This is a genomic window from Bacillus sp. PK3-037, from assembly GCF_054161355.1.
In genome coordinates, this window is the sequence record NZ_CP096408.1 from 3,054,309 (window position 1) to 3,079,977 (window position 25,669).

General features: G+C 44.7%; 24 protein-coding genes. 12 read left to right on the forward strand and 12 right to left on the reverse strand.

Annotated elements, in window-relative coordinates; translation table 11 throughout:
* Window positions 1-2: 2 nt before the first annotated feature.
* The 5 genes from yhaM to M1D69_RS15780 form a co-directional block, all read right to left on the reverse strand.
* Window positions 3-947, reverse strand: coding sequence for a 3'-5' exoribonuclease YhaM (gene yhaM / locus M1D69_RS15760; protein ID WP_024120773.1), 945 nt, complete (start codon window positions 945-947; stop codon window positions 3-5).
* A 73-nt stretch (window positions 948-1,020) separates the two neighbouring features.
* Window positions 1,021-3,918 (reverse strand): AAA family ATPase, encoded by a 2,898-nt coding sequence (locus M1D69_RS15765; protein WP_458105558.1) that lies wholly within the window; start codon window positions 3,916-3,918, stop codon window positions 1,021-1,023.
* Between the two features lie 4 nt (window positions 3,919-3,922).
* Window positions 3,923-5,149 (reverse strand): metallophosphoesterase family protein, encoded by a 1,227-nt coding sequence (locus M1D69_RS15770; protein WP_458105557.1) that lies wholly within the window; start codon window positions 5,147-5,149, stop codon window positions 3,923-3,925.
* Window positions 5,150-5,265: 116 nt separating this feature from the next.
* On the reverse strand, window positions 5,266-6,525 hold the full coding sequence (locus M1D69_RS15775; RefSeq protein ID WP_024120770.1) for an ABC transporter permease: 1,260 nt from the start codon (window positions 6,523-6,525) through the stop codon (window positions 5,266-5,268).
* On the reverse strand, window positions 6,518-7,414 hold the full coding sequence (locus tag M1D69_RS15780; RefSeq protein ID WP_044156564.1) for an ABC transporter ATP-binding protein: 897 nt from the start codon (window positions 7,412-7,414) through the stop codon (window positions 6,518-6,520). The genes M1D69_RS15775 and M1D69_RS15780 overlap by 8 nt, the downstream gene beginning before the upstream one ends.
* Before the next feature lie 127 nt (window positions 7,415-7,541).
* On the opposite strand from M1D69_RS15780, the gene M1D69_RS15785 reads away from it, so the two are divergent.
* Complete coding sequence (locus M1D69_RS15785; protein WP_059336506.1) at window positions 7,542-7,727, forward strand: YhzD family protein; 186 nt, start codon at window positions 7,542-7,544, stop codon at window positions 7,725-7,727.
* 20 nt (window positions 7,728-7,747) lie between these two features.
* Here the strand turns inward: M1D69_RS15785 and M1D69_RS15790 are convergent, their stop codons facing one another.
* Window positions 7,748-8,515 (reverse strand): enoyl-CoA hydratase, encoded by a 768-nt coding sequence (locus M1D69_RS15790; protein WP_458105556.1) that lies wholly within the window; start codon window positions 8,513-8,515, stop codon window positions 7,748-7,750.
* Between the two features lie 186 nt (window positions 8,516-8,701).
* On the opposite strand from M1D69_RS15790, the gene M1D69_RS15795 reads away from it, so the two are divergent.
* The 3 genes from M1D69_RS15795 (at window position 8,702) to khtU (ending at window position 10,812) form a co-directional block, all read left to right on the forward strand.
* Window positions 8,702-9,019 (forward strand): hypothetical protein, encoded by a 318-nt coding sequence (locus M1D69_RS15795; protein WP_458105555.1) that lies wholly within the window; start codon window positions 8,702-8,704, stop codon window positions 9,017-9,019.
* 67 nt (window positions 9,020-9,086) lie between these two features.
* Complete coding sequence (gene khtT / locus M1D69_RS15800; protein WP_010333581.1) at window positions 9,087-9,584, forward strand: K(+)/H(+) antiporter subunit KhtT; 498 nt, start codon at window positions 9,087-9,089, stop codon at window positions 9,582-9,584.
* A 7-nt stretch (window positions 9,585-9,591) separates the two neighbouring features.
* Complete coding sequence (khtU, locus tag M1D69_RS15805) at window positions 9,592-10,812, forward strand: K(+)/H(+) antiporter subunit KhtU (protein WP_010333580.1); 1,221 nt, start codon at window positions 9,592-9,594, stop codon at window positions 10,810-10,812.
* A gap of 18 nt (window positions 10,813-10,830) precedes the next feature.
* Here the strand turns inward: khtU and M1D69_RS15810 are convergent, their stop codons facing one another.
* Together M1D69_RS15810 and M1D69_RS15815 are read right to left on the reverse strand one after the other, a co-directional pair.
* Window positions 10,831-12,336 carry a coproporphyrinogen III oxidase gene (locus M1D69_RS15810; protein WP_458105554.1) on the reverse strand — a complete coding sequence of 502 codons (1,506 nt, stop codon included), beginning with the start codon at window positions 12,334-12,336 and terminating at the stop codon, window positions 10,831-10,833.
* A gap of 112 nt (window positions 12,337-12,448) precedes the next feature.
* Window positions 12,449-13,315: a Cof-type HAD-IIB family hydrolase gene (locus tag M1D69_RS15815; protein WP_059336402.1), complete on the reverse strand. Its 867-nt coding sequence runs from the start codon at window positions 13,313-13,315 to the stop codon at window positions 12,449-12,451.
* A gap of 487 nt (window positions 13,316-13,802) precedes the next feature.
* On the opposite strand from M1D69_RS15815, the gene M1D69_RS15820 reads away from it, so the two are divergent.
* Complete coding sequence (locus M1D69_RS15820; RefSeq protein ID WP_458105553.1) at window positions 13,803-14,876, forward strand: DNA alkylation repair protein; 1,074 nt, start codon at window positions 13,803-13,805, stop codon at window positions 14,874-14,876.
* 44 nt (window positions 14,877-14,920) lie between these two features.
* On the opposite strand, the gene M1D69_RS15825 is transcribed toward M1D69_RS15820, so the two are convergent.
* Together M1D69_RS15825 and M1D69_RS15830 are read right to left on the reverse strand one after the other, a co-directional pair.
* Entirely contained in the window at window positions 14,921-15,274 is a 354-nt protein-coding gene (locus M1D69_RS15825; protein WP_010333576.1) for a YlbF family regulator, read from the reverse strand.
* Between the two features lie 91 nt (window positions 15,275-15,365).
* Window positions 15,366-16,499, reverse strand: coding sequence for a DUF445 domain-containing protein (locus tag M1D69_RS15830; protein ID WP_458105552.1), 1,134 nt, complete (start codon window positions 16,497-16,499; stop codon window positions 15,366-15,368).
* Between the two features lie 261 nt (window positions 16,500-16,760).
* On the opposite strand from M1D69_RS15830, the gene M1D69_RS15835 reads away from it, so the two are divergent.
* From M1D69_RS15835 to M1D69_RS15860, 6 genes are all read left to right on the forward strand, one after another.
* Window positions 16,761-17,852 (forward strand): YheC/YheD family endospore coat-associated protein, encoded by a 1,092-nt coding sequence (locus M1D69_RS15835; RefSeq protein ID WP_458105551.1) that lies wholly within the window; start codon window positions 16,761-16,763, stop codon window positions 17,850-17,852.
* Window positions 17,842-19,203, forward strand: coding sequence for a YheC/YheD family endospore coat-associated protein (locus tag M1D69_RS15840; protein WP_069486318.1), 1,362 nt, complete (start codon window positions 17,842-17,844; stop codon window positions 19,201-19,203). The genes M1D69_RS15835 and M1D69_RS15840 overlap by 11 nt, the downstream gene beginning before the upstream one ends.
* Before the next feature lie 158 nt (window positions 19,204-19,361).
* Window positions 19,362-19,571, forward strand: a complete 210-nt coding sequence (locus M1D69_RS15845) for a YheE family protein (RefSeq protein ID WP_024120758.1) — start codon at window positions 19,362-19,364, stop codon at window positions 19,569-19,571.
* A gap of 212 nt (window positions 19,572-19,783) precedes the next feature.
* A complete protein-coding gene (gene sspB / locus M1D69_RS15850) occupies window positions 19,784-19,987 on the forward strand; it encodes a beta type acid-soluble spore protein SspB (protein ID WP_010333571.1) in 204 nt (67 codons plus the stop codon).
* A 106-nt stretch (window positions 19,988-20,093) separates the two neighbouring features.
* Complete coding sequence (locus M1D69_RS15855) at window positions 20,094-20,219, forward strand: hypothetical protein (RefSeq protein WP_081638264.1); 126 nt, start codon at window positions 20,094-20,096, stop codon at window positions 20,217-20,219.
* A 38-nt stretch (window positions 20,220-20,257) separates the two neighbouring features.
* Window positions 20,258-20,878, forward strand: a complete 621-nt coding sequence (locus tag M1D69_RS15860; protein WP_458105550.1) for an NAD(P)-dependent oxidoreductase — start codon at window positions 20,258-20,260, stop codon at window positions 20,876-20,878.
* Window positions 20,879-20,923: 45 nt separating this feature from the next.
* Here the strand turns inward: M1D69_RS15860 and M1D69_RS15865 are convergent, their stop codons facing one another.
* Window positions 20,924-22,945 carry an ABC transporter ATP-binding protein gene (locus tag M1D69_RS15865; protein WP_458105549.1) on the reverse strand — a complete coding sequence of 674 codons (2,022 nt, stop codon included), beginning with the start codon at window positions 22,943-22,945 and terminating at the stop codon, window positions 20,924-20,926.
* On the reverse strand, window positions 22,942-24,699 hold the full coding sequence (locus M1D69_RS15870; protein WP_458105548.1) for an ABC transporter ATP-binding protein: 1,758 nt from the start codon (window positions 24,697-24,699) through the stop codon (window positions 22,942-22,944). Before M1D69_RS15870 ends, M1D69_RS15865 begins: the two co-directional genes overlap by 4 nt.
* Window positions 24,700-25,144: 445 nt before the next feature.
* Between M1D69_RS15870 and M1D69_RS15875 the strand changes: the two genes are divergently transcribed.
* Complete coding sequence (locus M1D69_RS15875; RefSeq protein WP_458106134.1) at window positions 25,145-25,645, forward strand: universal stress protein; 501 nt, start codon at window positions 25,145-25,147, stop codon at window positions 25,643-25,645.
* Window positions 25,646-25,669 lie beyond the last annotated feature (24 nt).

The following is a 25,669-nucleotide window of genomic DNA, read 5'->3' on the forward strand; positions in this document are numbered from 1 at the left end:
GATTATTGATGAAAAGTCGGTTTATAAAAGGAACGGTTTTCAAGTGCAAATACACGTTCAGTGTACTCACCCGGCTTCACGCGCTCCAGCGCTCTGTCCATCATATTCATTTTCGCATCCAGGTTATCAATATAGTGCAAAATTTCCGCTTCTTTTACCATCGGCGGTTTTGGGCTGCCCCACTCTGCTTTGCCGTGATGGCTCAGGATCAAGTGCTGAAGAATCAACACCTCTTCAGAATCGATTTGAAGCTCCTCAGCCGCTTTTGACAGCTCTGTGACCATAATGGAAATATGGCCGAGCAGATTGCCTTCTACTGTATAGGAAGTGGAAACGGGCCCGGACAGCTCTTTCACTTTTCCGAGATCGTGAAGGATAACTCCCGCATAAAGAAGATCACGGTCAAGAGACGGATATAAATCAGCAATTGCTTTTGCCAGATTCAGCATAGAGACGACGTGATACGCTAAACCCGAGACAAACTCGTGATGATTTTTCGTAGCCGCCGGGTAATCCATAAATTCTGCTTCGTGTTTTTTGACCAAATATCTTGTTATTCGCTGGATATTTGGATTTTTCATTTCAAATATATATTGAGTGATGGTATCCAGCATTTCATTTTTCGGAATCGGCGCAGTTTCCAAAAAATCATCAATATTGACGTTTTCATTCTCGCTCACCGGTCTGATATTTCTCAGCTTCAGCTGGGTGCGTCCGCGGTAATGGTGGACATCCCCCACAACCTTAACGATCGTCTGCGGCGCATAGGTTACTTCATCGCTTTGCTTGGCATCCCACAGCTTGGCTTCAATATCACCTGATTGGTCTTGAAGCATCAGAGTTAAAAACGGTTTTCCATTGCTTGCAATCCCTTTTGTTAAGGATTTGATCAATAGATATTGGTCAACCTGTTCGCCAACCTCATGTAGCATAATCCCTTTAGCCATACTATTAAAGCTCCCTCCGTATCTTACATAATATCAGTATATCACATACCGATTTTCAGCTATATAACCTCATTTATGATACTAAATGGATGATTTGATCACCTTGAAACGCATTTTTTACATGTTCATGGCATGTAAAATAGAAAATCTGCCGTTCTCCTCCTGATAAAACAGCAAGCATTTCCAGCACGCGGTTCAGACGTTTCTGATCGAAATGTACAAAGCTGTCGTCGAGCTGGAATGGCAGCATTGCCCCATCCTGACGAGTAACGGCCAGAGCGAAACGAATTGCTGTATACAGCTGTTCACACGTGCCCTGAGACAGCTCTTCCGCCTGAAATACCGTTCCAGCGCTGTTCATGACCATGATGGAATTATCTGTTTCGGAAAAATAAATCGATTGATAGCTGCCGTCAGTCAGCGGGCGGAAGAATTCTTCAGCCGTCTCCAATAGACGCGGCAGGCCGACTTTTTTATGCCGCTCCATTTTGTTTCTGATCACATGTCTGACCATTTGAATCGATGCCCATTTTTTTGAAATTTCTTTCACACGCTCTTTTTGCATTTCGGTTTGCAATTTGAGATCTGAGACCAATCCCGAAACCTCTAACTGTTCCTGTTTGACCAAAAGCATTGCGATTTGAGCGCGCAGCTGTTTCAGCTCCTCATCGAGCCGTTCTTTTTTTTCATGTTCCTGCAGTCGTTTTTGTTCCAATTCAGAAAGAGTGCAGGAGTCCGTCAAATGAAGTTCTGCTGAGCTGACACCTTGAAGCTGTGCATTAACGTTATACAGCCTTATTTCAGTATCCTTCAATTTCTTGCTGATATCGGCTATGGCGAAAAACTCATTTCTGTCTTTTGCTCCCGCCTCAGTGAATAATTGTTCGATCTGCGCTTGGAAATACCGTATCTCTTGTTCCAGCTCCAGCACCTGCTCTTCGTGAAATTGGATATCTGTTTCAATTTCTCTTTTTTGCTTCTCGATCTCTTTTTCGCGTTCCGCATTTTTCCGCAGTGCGTGAAGGACATCAGCCACGGGGGTTTGAGAATCGTTTTTGTCGGAATGCAGCATTCTGACGCGTTCCTCAAATGTCCGCCGATGCTTTTGAAGTCTCCCGGCTTCGATCGTCAGCTCATGTTTTTTCTTCACTTCTTTTTTTACATCCTTCATTACATTGTAAGCATCCAGCAAGAAGGAAGGGTCTTCCTTAAATCCGAGTTCATTCATGAATTGCTCAGCTTGTCTGAAGGAGGGAGCCATATCGGCCTCCCACTGTTCGAATTGCTGGATGATCCTTTCGTAAGCCGCCTCTTTCTGCTGGAGCTCTGCCCGCAACGATGTGAGGTTTTGTTTATTGCGGTCATCCTCCCATAACGCTTCTCTAATCGCTTCGGCTTCTCGCGGAGAAATATCCGTTTCTGGCTCTTTCCACTCCCTTACTTCTTCAGAAGACAGCGGCTTTCTGCCAGTTGTAAAGGCATACAGCATGAGTGCAGCGCCGACACATATGGCTGGAATCCATTGCCCCAGCAGCAGAAAGAGAACCATGAAGAGAATACCTGCTGCAATCACGATCTTCTTTTGTTTCGCCTGCTGCCTTTCGAAGAACTTCAGCTGTTCCCTCAGTTTCATCTGCTCTTGATGCTGTCCCTGTGCTTCATCATATGCTTTAAGAGCGGCTTCTTTATCTTTTCTTTGGCTGTCTTCAAGTACAGCGGAAGATACGTCACGAACTGCCCTTTCAGCGTCTTCCAGCTCGCGCCGCGCCGCTTCAAACGCTTCGTCAAGCTGCCTTTTTCTGTCTCTTGCCTGCACGTAATGCCGCACCGCCTGCTGGAGCTGCCATTCATAGTCATAGGACGTGTTCATATTCAGCAGTTCATTTTCATCTGTTTTATTTAGCTGCTCCAGCCCGGCCGCTGCCTGTGAAGAGGACTGGCGCAGCTGTGCCTGGATGGCGGCAAGCTGTTCCCCGTAGGATTGGTACATATGATACGCTGATGATAGCTCTAGGATAAGCGCTTCATTCGCCAATAGATCCTCATTCGGGTTAAGCTTTTGCAGCTGTTTGTCCAACTCTGCAAGCTTTACCCGAAGCGCCTCCAGCTGTGCGGATTTCGGATGAAGATGGGATTCATACTTTTCTAAACGATGTAATCCGTCAGCGGGGAATTGCCCCGCATGCTCCGGATATTGTTCAACCGCCTGTTCCAGCGCGTTTTTTTCGATTAGCACCGGTTTCAGTTCAATGGCTCTGTCGATGTTTCGAATTTGTTCCGCAGTCTCTTTCAGTCCTGTTTCAGCAGCAGCAAGACGGGATTCGAGCGTTCTTTTCTCCTCAAGAAGCTGATGATAGCCCGCCTCCTCCGTTTCAGCCTGCTTCAGCTTTGCTGCCAGCTGCTTCAGCGTTTCCAGCTCCTGATTCAAATGAGGGTTTCGGCCGTTTGGTTTAAAGAGCCTTTCGCTTTCCTTCATCAGTCTTGAATCAAGCTTTGATACGGCTTCAGCGCCAAACAGGCTGGAAAACAGCAGGAATTCTCCAATCTTGTCCCGATTAAAGGCGTGAATTTCCTGCAATCCGAATACGTCAAACGAATAAATGGCTTTGTACAGCGCCCTGTCCGTACCCTGGAACAGCTGCTTCAGAAAATCTTCCTGCTTTACTTCTCCGGTTTCTGTGTACACCCTTACCTTCTCAGCGGTTCCTTTCGTCCGTTCAATCTTCACCACGCCGTATTCAGGGTGCTCAGCCTCAAGAACACCGCCATACACACCGCCTGATTTCGGTTCATATTTTTTCGATTTCGGAAAACCAAACAGCATGCTTTCGATAAATGACATCATCGTCGTTTTTCCTGCCTCATTTAATCCGTAGATTAATTGGACAGGCGAGGCGGAAAAGTGAAAGGTCTGATTTGAAAATTTTCCGTATTGGTAGATATGTATTGATATGATTCGCATAGCTTTCACCGCCTCATAACTCAAGCACCTTAAGCTGTCTTTTCAATAAAACCTGTGCCTGCTCTTTTATTTCCTTTATCTCCTCTTGACTAAACCGGTCTGCGTGTCTCCTATATACAGGATGCCGTTCAAGTCCTTCCAGCACGCCTGCAAGATCAGTCTGTTCAATGTCTTCCAATAAACCGCCGAAAAAAGGATCAAGGCTCTTAAGCTCTGCTTCATTTTCCGTCTCATCTTCCAATGAGAGCGGCCATATAAAATTCTCCTCGTCTACCTCTTGCTCCTGAAAGGCTTCAAGGAGCTCGTCCAGTGAACCTCTCGGCGCATCCGATAACCATTCTGGCGCGATCCCCTGTAATACGAGCTTCACACAAGCAGGAGTCCCTTTTTTCCGCAGCTTTGAAAACGTGTCCTCGACAATTTGAAAGAGCGCCGTCATATTCTCTATCGCTGACACATCAACTTCTGCTTTCTCCCACAGGACGTCATGCGCTTTCTTAAATTCATAGGAAATATCTCCGCGCTCCACACGGACAAGATAAAAGCCTTTATCTCCTGTCTCCTTCATATGGCGCGCTTGAGGATTTCCCGGATATATCACGGCCGGATTCCCGGCAGAAAGAACCTGGCGTTTGTGAATATGGCCAAGCGCCCAATAATCCATCCCGCTTTTCACAAGATCATCCTGAGTAAACGGGCAATATGGATCGTGTCCTTCAGATCCTGATAACGTGCCGTGGAGCATCCCGATATGAAAGGGCGCGTCAGTTGATCTCCGGTAGCGGGCGGCTTGGTTTTCCGTCACGGCTCTGGTCTGATAGCTGAAACCGTAAATGCTTGCTGCGCGCCTGCCATCCTTATAAAACGATTTTTCTTCAGGGACTGGGGATGTAAACATGTGAACATTCTCCGGCCATTCAATCGGCGTCCATTCTCCGCCGAGATGATCATGGTTCCCAAAAATCACATAGACTGAAATCCCGTACTCTCTAAGTCTATCGAACTGTTTTTTCAAAAAGAGCTGCGCCTTTAAACTTCGATTGGCCTCATCAAACAAATCCCCCGCCAGCAAAACGAAATCAACGTTCTCTGTGATTGCAGCGTCTATGATATGTCTCACGCTTGAAAACGTGCTTTCTTTGATCCGGGCAAAAATGGGTTCCGGCAGATGCGATATCCCGTAAAACGGGCTGTCGAGATGAAGATCTGCCGCATGAATAAAGGTTAGATCAGTCAACATTCTGCTCCTTTCCAGGATGAAGTACCCTTATTTTAGCACCGATTTCTTACGAATGCACGTTCTGTCAAAACGAATACAATCAAAAACAGCCTGAGCATCCCCAGGCTGTTTTCCAATCAGCTTTTTGACAAACGCAGCGCTTGTTTGATTGCTTTAAACGCGCTTGAGTTGCCGTAAATCAAGACGCCGCCTTTATAAATTCTGGCGCCGATGACGGCAAGTATGATAATGGTGAGCAGTGTTATCCCGATGCCGGCAGCCGCCTGCCAAAACGGAATATCAAGCATGCCGACGCGCAAGAACATAATCATCGGCGTAAAGAACGGGATAAACGATGTGACCGTAATAAATCCTGCGTCCGGAGCGTTTAGTCCGAACATGGCAATCATAAAACCGGCAACCACCAACAGCGTCATCGGTGTGATCGTTTGCTGCACGTCCTCTATTCTGCTGACGACGCTGCCAAGAAACGCGGCCAGTGTCGCATATAAAAAGTAACCGAGCAAAAAGAAAATAACAGCATATATCACGGTAGAAACGGGAACGTCGGTCAGATTAAGAAAACCGCCGACAGATGAAGCCGTTTCGCTCGTTTTGTTCAGCTTCAGCGATAGATATCCGGCAGAAATAATGACAGCAAGCTGTGTTATTCCGACGAGCCCGATGCCTAACAGCTTTGCAAACATTTGCTGGATCGGCGGCATGCTTGAGATGAGGATTTCCATGACACGCGAAGATTTTTCGGTCGCAACCTCCATCGCAATCATGCTGGCATACATAATAACGGAGAAATATATGACAAACAGCATAATGTAAACAAGCCCCATCGCCTGCCCCAGCTCTTCCTCAGACTTTGCTCCCTCTTTCAGCGCCTCCTGCCCGACAGTGACAGGCGCATAGAGACTGCTGATGGTTTCCTGCGAAACGCCGAGCTCCTCTGTTCCAACAGCGGTTTTTGTTTGCGTTAACGCCTGCTGCAGTGTTTGGTACGTGCTTTCATCCGAAATCGTTAACGCTTTGTACGTCCCTGAGATCGTCCCTTTTTCATCTCTTTTAATAATGAGCATCCCATCAAGCGTTTCCTCTTTGACTTGCTTTATAACCTTTTCCTCTGATTGCTTAGACTGCTTCACATCAAGATCGCTGTCTGTATCGACTGCTTTCAGCTGCTTTGAGAAAATCGGATATAATTCGTTTGTTTCATCAATAACAGCAATTTTCTCTTTTGTATCTTCTCCTTGAAACATAGAAATGATCGATTCTAAATTGGTGACAGCCAATACAAGCAGAACCGTGATGACAGTAGAAATAATAAAAGACTTTGCCATAATCTTATTTTTGTATGTATGAGAAAGCATGATCAAAAATTTATTCATAGACGGCCCCCACCTTTTCTATAAAAATATCATGGAGTGACGGCTCTTCAAGCTCAAACTTTCGAATAAAACCTTTTCCTTGGAGCATGGCGAAGATCTCTTGAGAGATGTCTTCATTGGCAATTTGCAGCTTTACGCCGCCGGCCGTTTCTTTCCATTGCGTAATTCCCTCGTGCCCCTGTAAAAAATGCAGATCGTCATCGGAATGAATGGTCACATTCTTTTTGCCGAATGAACGTTTAATTTCCTTCAGTCTGCCTTGCACAACAGGCTTCCCTTTTTGCAAAATACAAAGGTGCTCACACAGCTCCTCGACATGCTCCATCCGATGGCTGGAAAATAAAATCGAGACACCGCTGTTTTTCAAAGAGATAACAGCCTCCTTCAACAGCTCGACATTGACAGGGTCCAGCCCGCTGAATGGTTCATCGAGAATCAGCAGCTCAGGCTTATGCAAAACCGACGAAATAAACTGGATTTTCTGCTGGTTTCCTTTTGAAAGCTCTTCTACTTTTTTATTCTCGTATTCTGTTATATTGAAGCGTTCAAGCCATGTTCCAAGCTCTTTTACGGCTTCGCGTTTCTCCATGCCTTTTAATCTTGCCAGATAGACAAGCTGGTCCTTTACCTTCATTTTCGGATATAGTCCGCGCTCTTCCGGCAAATATCCGATTTTGTTGCTCATACTGTAGTTGACGGGACGGCCTTTCCAGCTGATCGTACCCTCCGTAATACTTAATAAGCCGAGAATCATGCGAAAAGTCGTCGTTTTTCCCGCTCCGTTTGCGCCTAAGAGGCCAAACATTTGCTGTTCCGGAATTTCCAAATTCAAACCGTCAACCGCTTTATAATCTCCAAATGTCTTCGTTACGTGATCAATCGTCAGCACCGAATCTCCTCCTTCCCTGACCCATTATATACTATATTTGGTTAAAACATAATAAAGGATTTTGGTTTGCTTGTTAGAATATAAATGAGGAAAGAACGATAAATGATGAAGGTGGAGGCGAAATATGATGGCGGAGTATTTTCTTACGGCTTTTGATCCTTCGGGAGAAACACTGATAAACGAGCGATTTGAGGCGGAAAACGAAGATGCGGCAAAACAGCAGGGTGAAGCCCTGTTAAAGGAAAAAGAGCTTCATAGTCATACCCATCGTTTAGTGAATGCAGCCGGAAAGCTGATTTTGTTTCAGAGATGATCAGCTTCCCGGCTGATCTGTTATGCTTGAAACTTCGGCTCCCGTTTCTCTAAAAATGCACGGATTCCTTCCTGGTGATCTTTTGTCCTCCTCATTCTCTCCTGGGCACTTCGTTCAAGAGCCAGCACCTTCTTCAATTCATCAATATGGAGGCTTTGAAAAATGGCTTTCGTCTCAATCATTGCCAATAGGGGCGAGGCTAAAAGCGTTTCAACATAAGGTCTTGCACCTTCCGCAGGATCTCCGTTAAATGTTCCATCCAAGAGACCCATGCCAGCCGCTTCTTCAGCGGATAGCTTTTTCCCGCTCCAAATCAGCTTTTTCGCTTTCGCTTCCCCAATCCTTTTTTTCAGCAAATAATGTCCCCCGCCATCAGGAACAAGGCCGATGCCGATAAAGTTCATTGCAAGAACGGCATTTTTCTCCGCAAGCACAATGTCAGCACAAAGTGCTAAACTCAAGCCCAGTCCCGCGGCAGCACCATGGACAGCGGCAATTGTCACTTTTTTCATGTCGTATAACGTTAAAGTGACGGCTTCGATCGTATCCATCAGCTGCCTAAATTGATCAGGATCATGATCAGAGGTCATCATCCGTATATCACCGCCTGCCGAAAAACCTTTTCCGGTACCTCTCAGGAGGACGATGAGCGCCTCGCTTTCAGAAACCTTTTCACACGCCTCCTTCAGCTCGAAAAGCATTTGCTCATTCAAGGCGTGATGTGCTTCAGGGCGATTCAGCACAATTTCTGCCACAGGCCCCTTCAGTTCATATTGAATATAATCCATATGAAACACCTCCATGTATACGCTTTCTTTTTTTCTTTCTCATATACATTCCCCGCCGTCCTTAAAGAAACCTTTTTTATTTTTCAAGGTCAATAGATACTGAAAAATGCATATCATTTGAATGGGAACATAAAGTTTTATATAGTGAAATGGAAGGGATATAGACTGAAAAAGGGGGAAGGTAACATGGATAAATTGCTAATCAGCTTTCTATTAAGCTTATTTATGGTGTGCTTTCCCCCTTCTGACGTGGTCCTGCCCTCCCAGTTTGATGCAAGCACTGACAGCTATGTGCCAATGGCCTCATATCCGAAAGAATCACAATCAGCCAAAACGCCTTCACCGGGCAGTCTGCATCTGGCGGAGTTTATGAAAGAGTACAATCCATTGGCGCAGTCGATCAGAACGTTATCTGTCAAGCCGCATGATGATCCTCACATCAACAGGCTGGAAAGGGTTTGTGCCGTCCCTGTCAAATACCAGTCTAATTACCTCCGAATATGAATGTATACCGTTTTGTTTGTACCCTATCTTTTATGCCAACACTACACTACATTCGGAGGGATTTTCATTGAATATAAAAGAAAACGATCTGCCGGGAATCGGCAAAAAATTTGAAATTGAAACAAGAAACCGCGAAAAAATGACGATTATCATTCATGATGACGGAAGAAGGGAAATCTATCGGTTTGATGACCGGGATCCCGATGAGCTTCTTTCCAATATTTCATTGGATGATTCTGAAGCAAGGCAAATTGCCGCCATTTTGGGCGGCATGGTCTATAAGCCGCAGGCTCTGGAATCCATCGAGATGGCGTTTAGCGACCTCATTATTGAATGGTTTAAGGTGGAAAAAGGTGCGAAGTCAATCGGGCGCACCCTCGGCGAACTTGATGTCCGTCAAAACTATGATGTCACTGTCATCGCCATCATTAAACACAACCAGCAAAAGTTTTTAAATCCGGGTGCGGACTCGGTGATTGAAGAAGATGATACCCTTGTCCTCTCAGGTGAAAGAAAGCATCTGAAGAAACTGACTCATGATTTTCTTTCTAGAGAGGGCGTGTGATCAGCGGATGGATCATCTTGTTTTTGAAGTCGGAACCGCGCTTGTGCTTGTGGCAATTGCCAGTGTCATCGCAAATAAAATTAAGTTTTCAATTATCCCGTTTCTCATTATTTTAGGGATGCTGCTTGGCCCTCATGCCCCTAAAGTCGGGATCATTGACCTCACGTTTATAGAAAGCAGTGAAATCATTGAGTTTTTCGGGCGGATGGGCGTGCTTTTCCTCCTTTTCTATCTCGGACTTGAATTCTCTGTCGGAAAGCTGATCAAGTCTGGAAAATCCATCGCAATTGGCGGATCAATTTATATTTTGATTAACTTCAGCCTCGGCCTGCTTTATGGCTTTATCACCGGGTTTTCTTTTCTGGAAGTCCTCGTGCTGGCAGGCGTCATCACCATTTCTTCAAGCGCGATCGTCGCAAAAGTGCTGGTCGATTTAAAAAGAACGGCCAACCCGGAAACCGAGCTGATTCTCGGCATTATTATGTTTGAGGATATTTTCCTTGCCGTGTATCTGTCTGTTGTTTCCGGCCTTGTGCTTGGAGACGCGACATCAGTCGGGAGCGCGCTTTTGTCAATTCTGATCGCATTTGGCTATATGCTGCTGTTTTTTATCGCGGCCAGAAAGCTCCCGCCGCTGTTGAATAAGCTGTTGGACATTCGCTCGAATGAAGTGTTTATTATCGTCATTTTTGCAGCGCTCTTTTTCATCGCCGGATTTTCAGAGACAATTCATGTGGCAGAAGCCATCGGCGCGCTGCTGCTCGGTTTGGTATTTTCGGAAACAGAGCATTCCGATCGGATTGAGCACCTTGTCGTTCCGTTTCGCGACTTTTTCGGCGCAATGTTCTTTTTCAGCTTCGGCCTCAGCATAGACCCTTTTTCACTTGGTGAAGCGGTTTGGCTGGCATTGGGAGCTGTGATCCTGACCATATTCGGAAACTTTATCGCCGGAATGGTGGCTGGACGCCGCGCAGGGCTTTCTCATAAAGCCTCATCCAATATCGGTCTTACGATCGTATCACGGGGAGAGTTTTCGATTATCGTTGCCAACCTCGGCATAGCCGGCGGCCTGTCAGCCACATTAAAGCCGTTCGCCGCCTTATATGTCCTCATTCTGGCGATTTTAGGGCCATTATTAACAAAAGAGTCAAAATGGATTTACCGCCAGCTGAACAAGGTGTTTAAATGGAAGCCGGACGTTCAGCCTGTGAAAAAACAGCGAGGATAAAAAAAAGCAGCACTGTGATCAGTGCTGCTTTGTCGTTCTCTCAAAAATCTGCTCTAAATATTTGATCTTTTCGTCCGTGTAGTGCTCAAATCGATCATTGTATGATTTCGGGTCTTTCGGATTGGCAAAGTGTGTGATTTTCCCTGTATCCGGATCAATAAATTTACTTGCCGCACCGCAGCCGATACCGATAATCGTCTGCACTTCTTCCATAATCATAATGTTGTAGATGCTTTCCTGGCCCGGAATCGAGTACCCGACGTTTTCCAGATTTCCAAGAATATTTTTCTGGCGGTATAAATAATAAGGCACGTATCCATGTTCTTTCGTCCAAGCTACCGCATCATCCATCATTTGAGAAACCTCTTCTCTCCCGGCAACTTTGTATTTATGTTTGTTTCTTGTCATTTCTGACGCCCGCTTAAAGGAAAGGGTGTGAACAGTCAGTGATTCCGGCATCAATTTCTCGGTTTCTGAAAGACTGTGTCTGAACTCCTTCACGCTTTCGCCAGGCAAACCGATAATTAAATCCATATTGATATTATTCATGCCGTGCTGGCGTGACAGATGATATTTTTCAATGGTCTCTTCCACCGTATGATGACGGCCGATTGCCTTGAGCGTTTCGTTTTCATAGGATTGCGGGTTAATGCTGATCCGGTCAATATCATATTTGTTCAACACGGCAAGTTTTTCTTCAGTAATCGTGTCGGGGCGGCCGGCTTCCACAGTAATTTCCCGAATGTTTTTCACATCCGGGAAGGAGCGGACCATTTCTTCATACAGAAGATCCATCTCTTCCGCTGTAATGCTTGTAGGCGTCCCGCCGCCAAAATATATGGTTGTGACCTTGACGTCATGCTCCTTCAGCCATTCGCCGATTTTCTGCATTTCGTAATGCAGCCCCCATAAAAATGAGCCGACTCTGCCTGCTTGTCCTTGAATGGCGTATGCAGGGAATGTGCAATACGCGCATTTGGTCGGGCAGAAAGGAATGCCGATATAAATACTGACTTCGTCCTTTACTTGATACAAATCAGGAACTGCCGCCAGCTGTCTGTCGACAATTTGCTGCATCAATTCAATTTTCTCATCATGAATTAAATAGTCTTTTTTCAATTCTGCATGCGCCTGTTCCTTCGGCATCCCGCTTTGCAGCTTTTTATGAAGCAGCTTCGTCGGGCGGATTCCCGTGAGGATTCCCCACTTTTGCGTCATGCCCGTATGCGCTTGAAGAAGATTTAAGTAAACATAAGAAATTGTGTTTTTCACTTGTTTGAAAGCTTCTTTTTCATTCATATCAGGAGAAAAAGATTTACTATGGTGTTCCTTAATTCCGGTTCCTTTCACTTCTCCTGAAACCGTCACATGCTCATCCGTTTGCGTGCACGCTAAAGAGATGACAAAATCTTCCGGCTCCTCTCCGCCGTAGACAAGATCGCATTCCTCATAAAACAAATTTGCGATATTTTGCAGCGGCCGATGAAGGCGGTCATCGTGTATGCCTTCTATTTTCATTTGCAACTTCATCACCTAATTTATCAGATTCAAAACTTTCTTTAGTGTACAGAAATAAACAGCTAAAATCAATCCGGCAAAAAAGCCGCCGCACCTGTTTGGGCGCGAGCGGCTTTTTTTATACGCGTTTCATGTGGAACTTATCGAGGAATCCTTTTCGCTGTTGCATACGGAAATATTCCTTCATCATATATGCGACGCCTTGCTCGTCATTTGACCTTGTGACCCAATCGGCTTTTCTCTTAATTTCCGGTGCAGCGTTCCCCATCGCAACCCCAAGTCCGGCAAGCTCAATCATCGGAAGATCGTCTTGCTGATGGCCGATAGCGACTACATCCTCCATCCCCAGCCCCAGTTCCGAAGCAACAAGTGCAAGGCCCGCTTCCTTCGAAACTCCCTTTGGAACAATGTTCATCTTCTCATCGTTTACGCGAATCACGTCAACCGCCGGGAAGGCTTTTGTAATCGTTTCTGTAATGTCTTGCTGAATATCATGTTCTGTATATACTTCGATGACGGGCGCACTCACCGGTTCATCCATTAGAAGATCGCTTAACGATTCAACAAACTGAACCGGGTAAAAGATGGGATCTGACGGGTGGATCAGCGCTTTCCCAAGCAAATTTGAATTGACCTTTTTCTTGTTTCCTATCGAATATTTCTCGTGAAGAAGCCTGATGTTGCATTGATAGCTCTCAAGCACTTGAACGATATTAAAAGTATGATCGTCAGAAATTCTTTTTTCAAAAAAGGGCGCGTCTATTTTCTCAGCGATATAGGCGCCGCTGTGGGTGATCAGCTTTGCATCAAGCTTCAGCGATTTTGCTATTTTCTGAGCTGAGCGAAAATGGCGGTTGGTGACAAGTGTGACGTAAATCCCTTTTTTCTTAACATATTCAATCGCGTCTTTCGTTGCCTGATGAATTTTCCCGTTCGACCGAAGCAGCGCTCCATCTATGTTTAAGGCAAGCAATTGTTTTGACACAGAGATGTCCCCCTCCTTGATGACTGTACTTGTGTATAGGATATGACCCTGTCTCTGTGTTTAGAACAACCTTTTCTGCAAAGCAAAAAAAGCCTGACTCAGCAGACTTTATATACGCAATCATAATAGGATACGATCGAAGCAGCCATTCTCCCTAATATCGTTATTTCGATTTACGAAAAATCATGTATCAGGAACCCCTTATTTGACCAATGATGCGCTCCGAACACTTACTCTCTGTTGCTTATCCCCTCTATATAACGGCATGATATGCGACCGTATCCATTTGAAATAGGTAAGTGTAGGCGCTTTCAATGTTATTATCCCAGTTTTCTCTGCAGATGACAAGGGTTTTTTTAACTAAAAAAAGCAACCAATATCTGTGTAACTAAGGTAGCGTGTAATGTTAATTATTGGATTTCACTACTTGAATAGGAACGTACATTCGTATACAATATAAACATTAAATGAAAAAAGCGGTGGTCCAATGACTGTATTAAAAGAAATTTATAATCAAGAACTGATCTCTCGATTGACAGATACTGTAAAAGAAACCTATCCAGCATTCAACAAAGACAAATTCGAGGAACTCTTAATGACGGGAGAATGGCCTGAGCTCGCATTAAAAGAACGCATGCGCCGCATCACCGTTGCTTTATACGAAACACTGCCGAAACATTATGGCGAAGCGCTTGCAGTATTATGGGATGCAGCTCCTCATTTTAAGGGACTCAGCGGAATCATATTTCCTGATTATGTGGAGCAGTATGGGTTAGAGCATTGGGATGATTCAATAAAGGCGTTAGAATACTTTACGGCATATTCCACTTCAGAATTTGCTGTGAGGCCTTTTTTGTTTTTAAATCAGGAAAAAATGATTGCACAATTGCTGATATGGTCTAAGCATGAAAATGAGCACGTAAGAAGACTTGCGAGTGAAGGAAGCAGGCCCCGCCTCCCATGGGGAAAATCGATACCCGCTTTGAAATCGGACCCCTCCCCCGTGCTGCCGATCCTTGAGCAGCTGATGCAGGACGAGTCTTTGTATGTGAGAAAAAGTGTGGCCAACAACCTTAACGATATATCAAAAACGCATCCCCACTTGCTGAGAGAAGTCGCAGAACAATGGTATGGAACACACCCTCATACAGACTGGATCATCAAACACGCTTACCGGACCTTGTTAAAAAAAGGCGATAAACAGGCTTTATCACTTTTTGGCTATCACGATGCTGACTCGATTCAACTGCAAGATTTAACGTGCGAGTCCAGCCGTATTTCTATTGGCGAAACCCTCAAGTTTACTTTTCATATTCATTCAGACAGGGATCAGAAAGTAAGAATTGAGTACGCCATTGATTACGTAAAAGCCAGAGGCCAGCATCATCGAAAGGTATTTAAAATAACAGAAACTAATATACGAAAAAACGAAACAAAATCATATACCAAAACACAAACCTTTAAGGATTTATCTACAAGAAAACATTACAACGGAATTCATACATTATCAGTGATCATCAATGGAGAGGTAAAGAAATCGCTGGATTTTCTAGTTTGCTGAACGAATAAAAAAATCCCTTCTTATCCAGAAGGGATTTTGAATCATTAGCCTTCGACACTGCCGTAAAGCTCTTCTAAAGGCTTCATGATGATTTTGTTTAATTCGCCGATCAGCATACTCATACGCTGCTCCGCTTCCATCAGCTGAGAGATTTTTTCGTGCTGCTGCACAAGCGCAACGGTTTTTTGAGCCTGCTGCACTTCGTCTTCTGTAATTTCTTCTCCAGCCATTTGTTTTTGCTGAAGTCTCAGCTGCACATCACGGAAGTTTTCAAACATCCGTTTCGCAGACTCGTCTGCGTTTACTTCATCATACAAGTTTTTTAAACGGGTAAACTCTTCGCTCCCGCGCAATGCATTTTCCAGATCATACGCTACATCGTAAAAATTAACAGCCATGTAAATAGCTCCTTTCATTATTGCCGATTGACATACCACTCCACTATAACAGACTATGGAGCTCCTTTCATTAATCGAAACCCGTTTCTTCTTAAAAAAGGATGACAAACAACGCTTGAATTGCACCTATGATTCCGCCGAGAAGGCCGCCCAAATAGGTTATCATTTTAAATTCTTTTTTCGAAATCGACAGCACCATTTCTTCAAGACGCTGTACCGGGAACTGATCCACCTGCTCCTTTACAATTTCCTCAAGGCGCATTCGTTTTAATACACTTTCAAGATTGGTTGAAATCCCCTCAAGCAATTTGTCTAAAAGCGCCGGCAGGATACGATGGTTCAGATCATTTTCATAGCGGGCTGTAAGCGAGCCAATTGTATTTTCAAAAAACGGAGCAGTTGAAAATGCTTGCAGCACTCTTTGTTTCAGGCTAAAGATTAGTACTTTTGCGTTCCATTTTTCGTCCGCTTCATTAAATGTATACTCCTTCAGCTTGCCCCATTCGTTTTTCAGAAGATCAGAAAGCAGCTTATTCGTTTCCTCATTCCGCAAAAACTTCAGAAGCTCCGGCAGCACGCGATCAACAAGGCTTGAATTGCCGAGAAACATTTGCACCATGCTTCCAAGCATACCGCGTTCTTTTAAGAAATCATCAATCATATTGCCGAGACGGATTTTTCCTTCTTCACTTTCAAAATAATGAATGCTTCGCGACAAAATATAGCCTGAAATCATCGGTATCTTCTCTTCAAGCTTTTCCTGCACTTCCAATGGCAGTGCTTCTTTTAACGTTTGATGCTCATATCGGCGGAAAAGTTCATTCAATTTATCATCCGTCCAGCGGCTGATCCAGGCGTCTGCCGCTTCACCCGGATGCTTTACTCCGGCTTTTTCAAGCGCTTCTTTTACTGTCATTTCAGATAGCGACAGGTTTTGAATCAGCTGTTCTCCGACTTGAAGCGCCTGCTTTTTGGCTGAATCTGAAACAAGCCGCTTTTTAATACCCTCAGGCGTTAATAAGTGGTTTACCACCATCAGCCCCATTTGTTTCGCAAGCTCATCACGTCTTCTCGGAATCAATCCCGGAGTAAAAGGGACTCGTTTTCCAAACAAATAATATGCCTTATACGGCCTAAATAGCATTTGAATTGCTAAATGATTGGTCACCGCGCCGATCACTGCGCCGATCACGATCATAAATATAAAGGTTCCTGCAATACCCATTCCTGCTCATCTGCCTCCATCTGTGCTTTTACTTTTCATAAATAGAATGACCTATTTGTATTATAGAGGTTGGTGTGATCACTTAGCAAACAAGGAGACAAAACATATGGCCATAAAATCAGCTTGTTTAACAGGAATAGGGCAAGATGCTGAATCGTAATCTGTAAAGTAGACTACCGACAGCTGTGTTCCTGATGTTTTTTGAAGCGTAAAGCTGCTGACACCCGCCGGCAGCTTTTTAATAAAAGGGGGAGTCTCACCATGATAACACTCGGTTTTATGTCCTTAACCCGCCAGCACGAGCAGGATTATTCTGCAGAATTGGCCACAAGAGCGCCCGAATTCGGCATACGTTTGATCCGCTTTACACCGTTTGACATTTTGCCTGACACCCTGCGTGTCAAAGCGCTGGTATATCATCCAGCGAGCAGCAATTGGAACGAAACAGAACTTGCGATTCCCGATTATATTTATGACCGCTGTTTTTATGGGAAGGATTCACAATCACAAAAAGCAAAGCCGATCGTTGAATGGCTCAAAAAATATCCGAAAACCGAATTTATCGGGCGGGGTCTTCCTGATAAATGGACTGTGTTTCAAGATTTGCAGGAGCATTCTGTGATCAATCCTTACATTCCGGAAACCATGAAAGTGAGCCGATTTGAACAAATCCATTCGTATTTATCGAAAGAAAAAGCCTGTATTTTAAAGCCAGCGTTCGGTGCTGGCGGCAGAGGAGTGATACTTCTGGAGCTTGGCAAGAAAAACATAACCGCCACCTACCATATCGGAAAGGATAAACAGACAAAATCCTTTTCCAACCAAGCTTCATTTAAAACTTGGTGCAAAAAAGTGCTTCAGCACCAATATTTGATGCAGCCTTATTTAAATATCCAAGATAAGGAGCAATACCCTTGTGATATCCGGCTATTTATGCAAAAAAATGAGGACGGTGAATGGCATACCATCGGAAAGGCAGTGAGACGCGGATACAAAAACGGGCTGCTGGCCAATTTATCAGGCGGATCGGATACGCTTACATTTGATACATGGTTTGAAAATATCCCGAAAAAACAGCAGGTAGTCTTACTGGATGACGTATTCTCGATTACCCAATCGGTTCCGTATTATCTTGATGAGCGATATGGGCCATTATTTGAACTCGGTCTGGATATATGCCTTGCGAAAGACGGTAGGATCTGGATCTTGGATATCAATTCTAAACCAGGCAGAAAATCAATACTTCATGTTTCCCCTGAGAAAAAAGAACATCTATATACTTGTCCTCTTAAGCGGTGCAAATATCTATTTTCGCTGCAAAATCAGAAAGGAGTCCTTCCGCGTGAATCGTAAACGGTTTTTGATCGGCATAGACAAAAACAGTGAAAATACTCTGTTTCTGCCCTCCGCAATGAAGCAAGACGGCCTTTTGTCTGCCTCATTCGGAACGAAGGTTGTCAGATGCCATGTTACTTTCAGACGAAATCTCGAACAGACAGTGCTCCTCTCTGAAAATCTGTTTCACGAACTGTTGATACCGCATCGCAGCCGGGCTGATATTCTCATTCATGATCATTCGGTGCACATTGGTCCGTTAATCGGCATCTTCACCGCGGGGTTTACCGCATCACTTGAGCGCCCTTTTAAGGACCGTTCTCTCTTTTTTTCTAAACTGCTCACTTTGCATGAACAAACAGGAAGCTATTGCTTCGTGTTCGGCGCGCACCAAATCAATTGGCAGGAAGGGACGATTGAAGCGCTTCTATACAGGGAAAATGGCTGGGAGAAACACATTGTCCCGCTGCCGAACGTCGTGTATGACCGTTTGCCGAATAGAAAAATCGAGAACTCAATTGTCTTGCAGAATACAAAAAACCGGCTGATCAATGAATATCAAATCCCATGGTTCAATAAAACATTTTTCAACAAATGGGATGTTCATCAATTGCTGGAAAAAGACCCGAGAACGGCTCCTTACTTACCGAAATCAATCCTTCATCCTACTGTTGAGCGGATTGAAGAGCTGAGTGATTCATTCGGCAAGGTTTATATAAAACCGGCGGACGGAGCACTCGGCACCGGGATTTATCAGCTCGCAAAAACGGAATCCGGTTTGACTGTGAAACATACGAATGATGCCAAATCTTTTTCTTCAATCGATTATCCCGATGCTTCCGCATTTCTGGATGAATTTCAAAAACAGCATGATCCCGCTGTCTTTCTCGTTCAGCAAGGGGTAAATTTGATTGAATTTCAGGGAAAACCAGCTGATTTCCGCGTTCATACGAATAAAAACAGTAAAGGCAAATGGACTGTGACCGCCATCGCAGTAAAAATCTCAGGAGAAAACAGCATTACAACACACCTATCCAATGGCGGAAAAGTGAAAACGCTGGCCGAAGTATACGATGATCCGGCGGAACGAATACATGTCATTAAAAAGCTTTCTGCGGCGGCATTGACCGCCAGCCAAGTGCTCCATGACCATATCGAAGGGTTCATCGGCGAGATCGGTTTTGATTTTGGCATTGACCAAAATGGTAAGGTATGGATGTTTGAAGCGAATTCACGTCCGGGCCGCAGTATTTTTTCTCATCCGAGTCTGCAATCTGTCGATTCTTTGACAAAACGAAGAAGCTTTGAATATGCTTCATATCTTTCGAAGATGGCCATTACTTCCCATGAATCGCTGTGGCCATCCTAATTTGCCCGCTTTATGCAAAAGCGGGCTTGAAGTTTATTCAACGCAAGGACAAGTTCATCATAAAGCCCCTTCAATGATGTTTTGCAACAATGATACAATGAATGTAATTCGTCCGTATCCATGTCAATTGATATCAAGTTCAAGGAGCGTGACCCCTGATGATTTCTCATTTCAGCTGGAAACCTTTGTTTCAAAAACAAAAACTGCCCGGATGGACAATTTCGTTTTACTATAAAGGCATGCATTACGAGGGCATCTATCATAAAAGCGGCGAGATTGAATGGGGAGATTTGTTTCCCGCCCGTGCTGATGAGCCTGCACTCAAAAACGAGATACATGAATTAATGCTTTTTCATATTTACGATTAGCTTAGCCTGAGCGGCTAAGTTTTTTTTATGCCTTCTCAAGATTTACCACTAAAATCCCCGCATGAGTTTCAGTCAAATCTAACATAATACGTAGTAACAAGCCGGCAAAGCATTGGGTTACGCCGAGACGGCAGTGACACCCGAGACGGGTCCACAGACTGGTGCAACTCCAGTTAACCCAACCATATCAAATAAAAAAGGAGATTTTACACATGGCAAACCAAAACTCTTCAAATCAATTACTAGTACCTGGCGCAGCTCAGGCTATCGACCAAATGAAACTTGAAATCGCTTCTGAATTCGGCGTTAACCTTGGAGCGGATACGACTTCACGCGCTAACGGTTCTGTCGGAGGAGAAATCACAAAACGTTTAGTATCTTTCGCTCAGCAGAACATGGGCGGCCGCGTACAATAACAATTCAATAAATGGCTGACAGAAGGCGCGGTTTCCGCGCCTTCTTTATATTTGTCACCCTTTTTTCCTACACCACATATCCTAGGAGAAAAGGGAGGGAATCAAGGTGCCATTCATCGCTATTGTGAATTGGGAGCTGGTGCAGTTCGTAAGTATATCCATGATTAATGAATATGTTTCCCATCGTTCTGTCTTTTTGTACAGGTATTCTTTCCCGCGCTGTTCAAACTGAGTACCTCCTTTTATAATGAGGGGCGAGGAGGTTTTTTCATGAAAATTGCCTTATTTGGCGCAGCCGGCCGTGTCGGACAAGCCTTTTTAAGATTGGCAGGCACCAATGAACAACTTGATATTTACGCTCTGATCAGATCATCGAATGATAAACTTGGCCTGCCGAAAGAACGGATCGTTATCGGGAATGCACGCTGCCGGGAAGATGTGAAAGAAGTCATGAAGGATGCTGAGATCGTCATCAGCTGTCTCGGTACAGATGGCGACGATACGTTGTCAGCTGCCATGACGCATATTCTTGCCATTATGCAGGAACAGCATATCAAACGGCTCATCACGATCGGCACCGCGGGCATTCTTAATTCACGATGTGAACCAGGAAAATACCGATTTGAAACAAATGAATCAAAACGAAAGCTGACCCGCGCTGCCAAGGAGCATGCAAAGGTATATGATATGCTTAGAGATTCATCCTTAGACTGGACCATGATCTGCCCCACATATCTCCCCGACGGAGAAGCAGCAGGTGAATACCGTGCAGAGCGCAACGTCTTGCCGGCGGAAGGCAAAAAGATCACTGTCGGCGACACTGCGGCTTTTCTGTATCACGAGCTTCTTACAGGAGACTATATCGGCTGCCGGGTAGGACTGGCTTATTAATGCGTACAAAAACCCAAAACATTGAATGTCTTGGGTTTTTGAAAGCTATGCAATGGAGTGCTTCTGTCCTTTTTGCAGCTCATACATTTGATAATATTGCCCTTTTAGCGCCATTAGTTCCTCATGATTCCCTTTCTCAACAATTTCTCCTTTTTCAAGCACTAAAATTTGATCCGCGTTTCTGATGGTTGAAAGCCGATGGGCAATGACAAATGTCGTGCGCCCTTGTTTCACTACATCCAGTGCCTTCTGGATCAAAGCCTCTGTCTCCGTATCAATATGCGCCGTTGCTTCATCCAAAATCAAAATGGCGGGATCGTACGCCAGAGCTCTCGCAAAGGAAATGAGCTGCCGCTCTCCTGAGGATAGCGTGCTGCCTTTTTCTATGACAGGTTCGCTGATGCCTTTCGGAAGCTTTTCAAGAAGCGACTCAGCCCCGACTTGCCGCAGTGCTTCTATGATGTCTTCTTCTGAAATTCTTTCATCCTCCAGACTGACGTTAGAACCGATTGTTCCTGAAAATAAGTACGGGTCCTGCAGCACAATCCCCATATGGGATCTAAGTTCCTGCCTTGACATGCTGTAAATGCTTCTCCCATCGATAAGCACATCCCCTTGTTGCGCATCATAAAAGCGGAAGAGGATATTCAAAATCGAGCTCTTGCCTGATCCGGTATGGCCGACAAGCGCTACCGTTTCGCCTTTTTGCGCTGTAAAGGAAATGTGTTTCAAAACATTTTCTCCTTCTTGATAAGCAAATGATACGTCTCTAAATTCAACCCGCCCCAGCGCGCGCTCCTTCGCCGGTTCACCCGCTTCTTCCGTTCCCTTTTCTTCAAGCAGTTCAAAAACACGCCCGGCGGACACCCGCGCCAGTTCCAGCTTAGAAAACTGATTGACGATACCTGTAATCGGCTGGAATAAGCGGTTTAAGTAATCCACAAACGCGTACAGCACACCGATGGAAACAATTCCTGCCGCGTTTAGGCTTGCGCCGCCAAAATGCCAGATCAGACAGACAAACGCAAGGTTGCGGATCACATTCACAAGGTTGTGTGACATTAAGGAGTTTAAATTCAGCATCCTGTTCTGATAGTAATAATGAGATTCATTTAATTCCTCGAACTCTCTCATTGTTTCTTTTTGATGGCGAAAAGCTTGGATGATCGGCATGCCTTGAATGGACTCATTCATTTTTGCATTAATATCACTATTGAGCGAACGGATTTGATGATTGTAATAGGAAGCGTATTTCCGGTAGATGATCGACCACAGCCAGATGATCGGCACAATCGCCAAGCATAAAAACGCGAGCTTTACATCCAGCAGGAACAACGCCGTAAATATCCCGATCATATATATACCGCTTGTCACAAACGTTGACAGCACTGTTACATATAAATCTCTGATTGCCTCGGTATCATTTGTAATTCTTGCGACTACTTTGCCCGCGGGAAGATTATCAAAATAGCGAATCGGCAGTCTCTGAATGCGGGAAAACACATCCTGTCTCATCTTTTGAATAATACGGTTGGCACTCATCTGCAATAAATAATGCTGCCCATATTGGAAAAATACCGAGAAGACAAGCAAACCGGCATACAGAAAAATAAGAAACGTCATCCCCTTCATTTCCGGCTTATAGAACTGAAAAATCTCCTGCTTTGTCAGCTTTTCAGCAGGATACGCGTTGCTTTCGTTCCCATTAGTGATCGTCAGCTTTCCGTCAGAAACGGTTCTGTTCCCGTCAAAGCTGACAGCCTGATCAACGAAATAAAACGCCATTCCCACTTGATAAATATGCGCTTCTTTCTCTTTAGCAGCCGCTCCCTGCATCCGGTCCTCCCTGACATAGAAGGTGCCGTCAAATTCAACTGCATTTTTATCTTTTTCCGAGACCTCATACCATGTTTTTTCAATGCTGAGGATGTGGTCGTCAATCATTTTTTTGCCGATAAACGGTCCGGTCAGCTCTGCCCCGACTGCAATCGCAAGCAACAGGACGGCAATAATCAGCAATTTTTTATATAGGAGTGCGTATCTCCATAATGTTATTCCCGTGTTCATGCCCCCGCTCCTCCTTCATCTGCAGTGAACAGCTGCTGCCTTTCGTATTGTTCCCGATACCATCCGTTATTGGCCATCAGCTCTTGATGTGTGCCTCTCTCAGAAATCACGCCGTCGTCCATCACAAGGATGAGGTCGGCATGCTCCACAGCTGATAAACGATGCGTCAGAATAAATGTCGTTTTCTCTTGGCGGTTTTTCCTGATATTACTGATAATAGCCGCCTCCGTTTTAGCATCTACAGCGGATAGAGAATCATCCAGGATTAAAATCTCCGGATTCGCCATCAGCGCCCTCGCGATTGAAATTCTTTGTTTTTGCCCTCCAGAGAGTGCGACGCCTTTTTCACCCACCATTGTCTCCAGACCGGCCGGAAGCATTTGCAAGTCTCTTTCAAAATGAGCTTCTGAAACAGCCTTCTTTACCTCAGCATCACTTGCGTCAAGCTTTCCGTACAAGATGTTTTCTTTTACAGACCGGGAAAACAGCAAATGATCCTGCGGCACATATCCAATCCATCCGCGGAGCCGGTCAAGAGGAATCTGCTCAATCGGCACACCTGAACATGTGATGCTCCCTTCACCGGCTGGATACTGGCGCAAAAGCTGCTTAATGATCGTCGTTTTACCGCTCCCTGTTTTACCGGCAATCCCGACAGTCTGCCCTTTTCGCACGGCAAAAGAAATATCTTGAATATTCACATTTGCTGAGCTTGGATATGTAAAGCTGACATGGCTGAAAACGATATCTCCAGGCTCTTTTAAATCAGACGGCCGCTTCGGATCTGTCACGTCCGGTTCATAAGAAAGGGTTTCATTTACCCGATCTAAGGACGCGTTGCCGCGCTGCATCACATTAATTAATTCACCGATCGCAAACATCGGCCAAATCATCATGCCCAAATAGACATTAAAGGAAACAAGCTCGCCAAGCGTCAGCTCATTACGGAAAACAAGAAACGCTCCATACCCCAGCCCAATCAGATAGCTGGCGCCGACAAGCAGCTTAACAGTCGGCTCAAACAGAGAATCGATAAAGGCTACCTTCATATTCTTCCGGTACACATCGGCCGTCATTTCATTAAAACGGCGTTCATCATTCGTTTCCTGCACATAAGCGCGAATCACTCTCACACCCGAGACCGATTCGAGCACTCTGTCATTCAGCGCTCCGAAAGAATTTTGTGCCTCTGTAAACCTTTCATGAATTTTACTTCCGTATATGCTGATCGCAACAGCCATAATGGGAAGCGGTATTATGGCTGCAAGCGTCAGCTTCCAGCTGATCAAAAACCCCATCGTCAAAAAGATCGTCATCATAAACATTGTGGAATCGACTAATGTCAAAATGCCAAAACCAGTCGTTAAACTGACAGCCTGGAGATCATTTGTCCCCCGCGCCATTAAATCTCCTGTTCTGTATTTTTCATAAAACGGGGGCGCCATTTTCAGCAAATGGCCCATCAGCTTAGAGCGGAGAATTTTTTCCATCACATTCGCTCCGCCGAACAGCTGGTGCATCCAAAAATAAGACATGATATACACCACCGCCGTCAAACCTAAAAATACACTGACATAAAACAGCAGCCCGCCTGAGGTAAACTCCCCCGATTTCATATCATCAATGGCGTTCCCCAACAATTTAGGCGGAAACATTTCAAGTACATTTACACATAATAAAAGCACAATCGCAATGGTATAGCGCAGCCAGTAGGCTTTAAAAAACCAGCCCAGCTTTTTCAATACTGAAAACATCCATCCCCATCTCCTTATCTCGTCAGCCGCCTTCTATTTTTTCCTTGCAGCTCTTTTCGTTCAGGTTGTCATAACCAATCCTTGCCTCTGTATTTGTCTTCACATCCGATACACCTGTCTTTCTTAAGATTTGTATATAAAAAAGGCACGAAGCGTCAGCTCCATGCCTTTTGTTATCGATTATGATGTACAGAGCGCTTTTCGGCGCGCGGATTAACCCAAATCAAAAAAACAGAATAAGGGTTTGCCGCGCCAATATGAAACTGTTCTGTAAGACATATCATTCCTTGGCATAGCAAACCCTCCATTCATTCTGATTTTTCATTCTTTTTTCATAATATAAATAAAACCTTTTTTTGTCAATCATTACTTGAACAGAGAAAAGATTAAATAGATATGATGTCGGGTATTGTATTGTACGACGTTTTTTGAAAGGGTGTGAATGATGTTTCATGCTGACCGTATCATTGTCGCGTTTGACGGAAGTGAAAACAGTAAGAAAGCGCTTCAGACAGCCATTGATCTTGCGAAAACGGTAAATGCAGCCATTACAGTCGCCCATTCACATGATATGAAAGACAATCAGACCATCATCGACCCGCCGAGACCCGCAGCAGGGGCAAGCTATATTGGCGGAGGCATGACAAGTGTTCCTGACCCGCTGATATCAGATGTTGCGCCACCGGAGCCAATGATTTATGAAGACCGTACGGAAGAAGTCATCGCCGAAGCCAGAATGATGCTGAATAATCAGCAGACAGAGGGAGATATCGATATATTGGAAGGTGACCCGGCTGAATCAATTATCGAGCATGCCAACCGGGTTTCAGCCGATCTGATTGTAACCGGAAGCAGAGACCAAAACAGACTGAAGAAACTTTTGTTTGGAAGTGTAAGTGAAAAGCTTTCGGCGAAATCAGATATACCGGTTCTGATCGTAAAGTGAGCACGCCACGTGCTCGCTTTTTTA

Coding starts and splice junctions, on each gene's coding strand:
- M1D69_RS15770 (WP_458105557.1), bottom strand. CDS start 5,149: ATGTTGACTGATCTAACCTTTATTCATGCGGCAGATCTTCATCTCGAC.
- yhaM (WP_024120773.1), bottom strand. CDS start 947: ATGGCTAAAGGGATTATGCTACATGAGGTTGGCGAACAGGTTGACCAA.
- M1D69_RS15820 (WP_458105553.1), top strand. CDS start 13,803: ATGACTGTATTAAAAGAAATTTATAATCAAGAACTGATCTCTCGATTG.
- M1D69_RS15790 (WP_458105556.1), bottom strand. CDS start 8,515: ATGGATTATATTCAATATGAACTGAAGGGGCCTGTGGCAGAAATTGTG.
- M1D69_RS15845 (WP_024120758.1), top strand. CDS start 19,362: ATGATTTCTCATTTCAGCTGGAAACCTTTGTTTCAAAAACAAAAACTG.
- M1D69_RS15865 (WP_458105549.1), bottom strand. CDS start 22,945: ATGAACACGGGAATAACATTATGGAGATACGCACTCCTATATAAAAAA.
- sspB (WP_010333571.1), top strand. CDS start 19,784: ATGGCAAACCAAAACTCTTCAAATCAATTACTAGTACCTGGCGCAGCT.
- M1D69_RS15860 (WP_458105550.1), top strand. CDS start 20,258: ATGAAAATTGCCTTATTTGGCGCAGCCGGCCGTGTCGGACAAGCCTTT.
- M1D69_RS15870 (WP_458105548.1), bottom strand. CDS start 24,699: ATGTTTTCAGTATTGAAAAAGCTGGGCTGGTTTTTTAAAGCCTACTGG.
- khtU (WP_010333580.1), top strand. CDS start 9,592: ATGGATCATCTTGTTTTTGAAGTCGGAACCGCGCTTGTGCTTGTGGCA.
- M1D69_RS15825 (WP_010333576.1), bottom strand. CDS start 15,274: ATGGCTGTTAATTTTTACGATGTAGCGTATGATCTGGAAAATGCATTG.
- M1D69_RS15875 (WP_458106134.1), top strand. CDS start 25,145: ATGTTTCATGCTGACCGTATCATTGTCGCGTTTGACGGAAGTGAAAAC.
- M1D69_RS15775 (WP_024120770.1), bottom strand. CDS start 6,525: ATGAATAAATTTTTGATCATGCTTTCTCATACATACAAAAATAAGATT.
- M1D69_RS15785 (WP_059336506.1), top strand. CDS start 7,542: ATGGCGGAGTATTTTCTTACGGCTTTTGATCCTTCGGGAGAAACACTG.
- M1D69_RS15795 (WP_458105555.1), top strand. CDS start 8,702: ATGGATAAATTGCTAATCAGCTTTCTATTAAGCTTATTTATGGTGTGC.
- M1D69_RS15835 (WP_458105551.1), top strand. CDS start 16,761: ATGATAACACTCGGTTTTATGTCCTTAACCCGCCAGCACGAGCAGGAT.
- M1D69_RS15830 (WP_458105552.1), bottom strand. CDS start 16,499: ATGGGTATTGCAGGAACCTTTATATTTATGATCGTGATCGGCGCAGTG.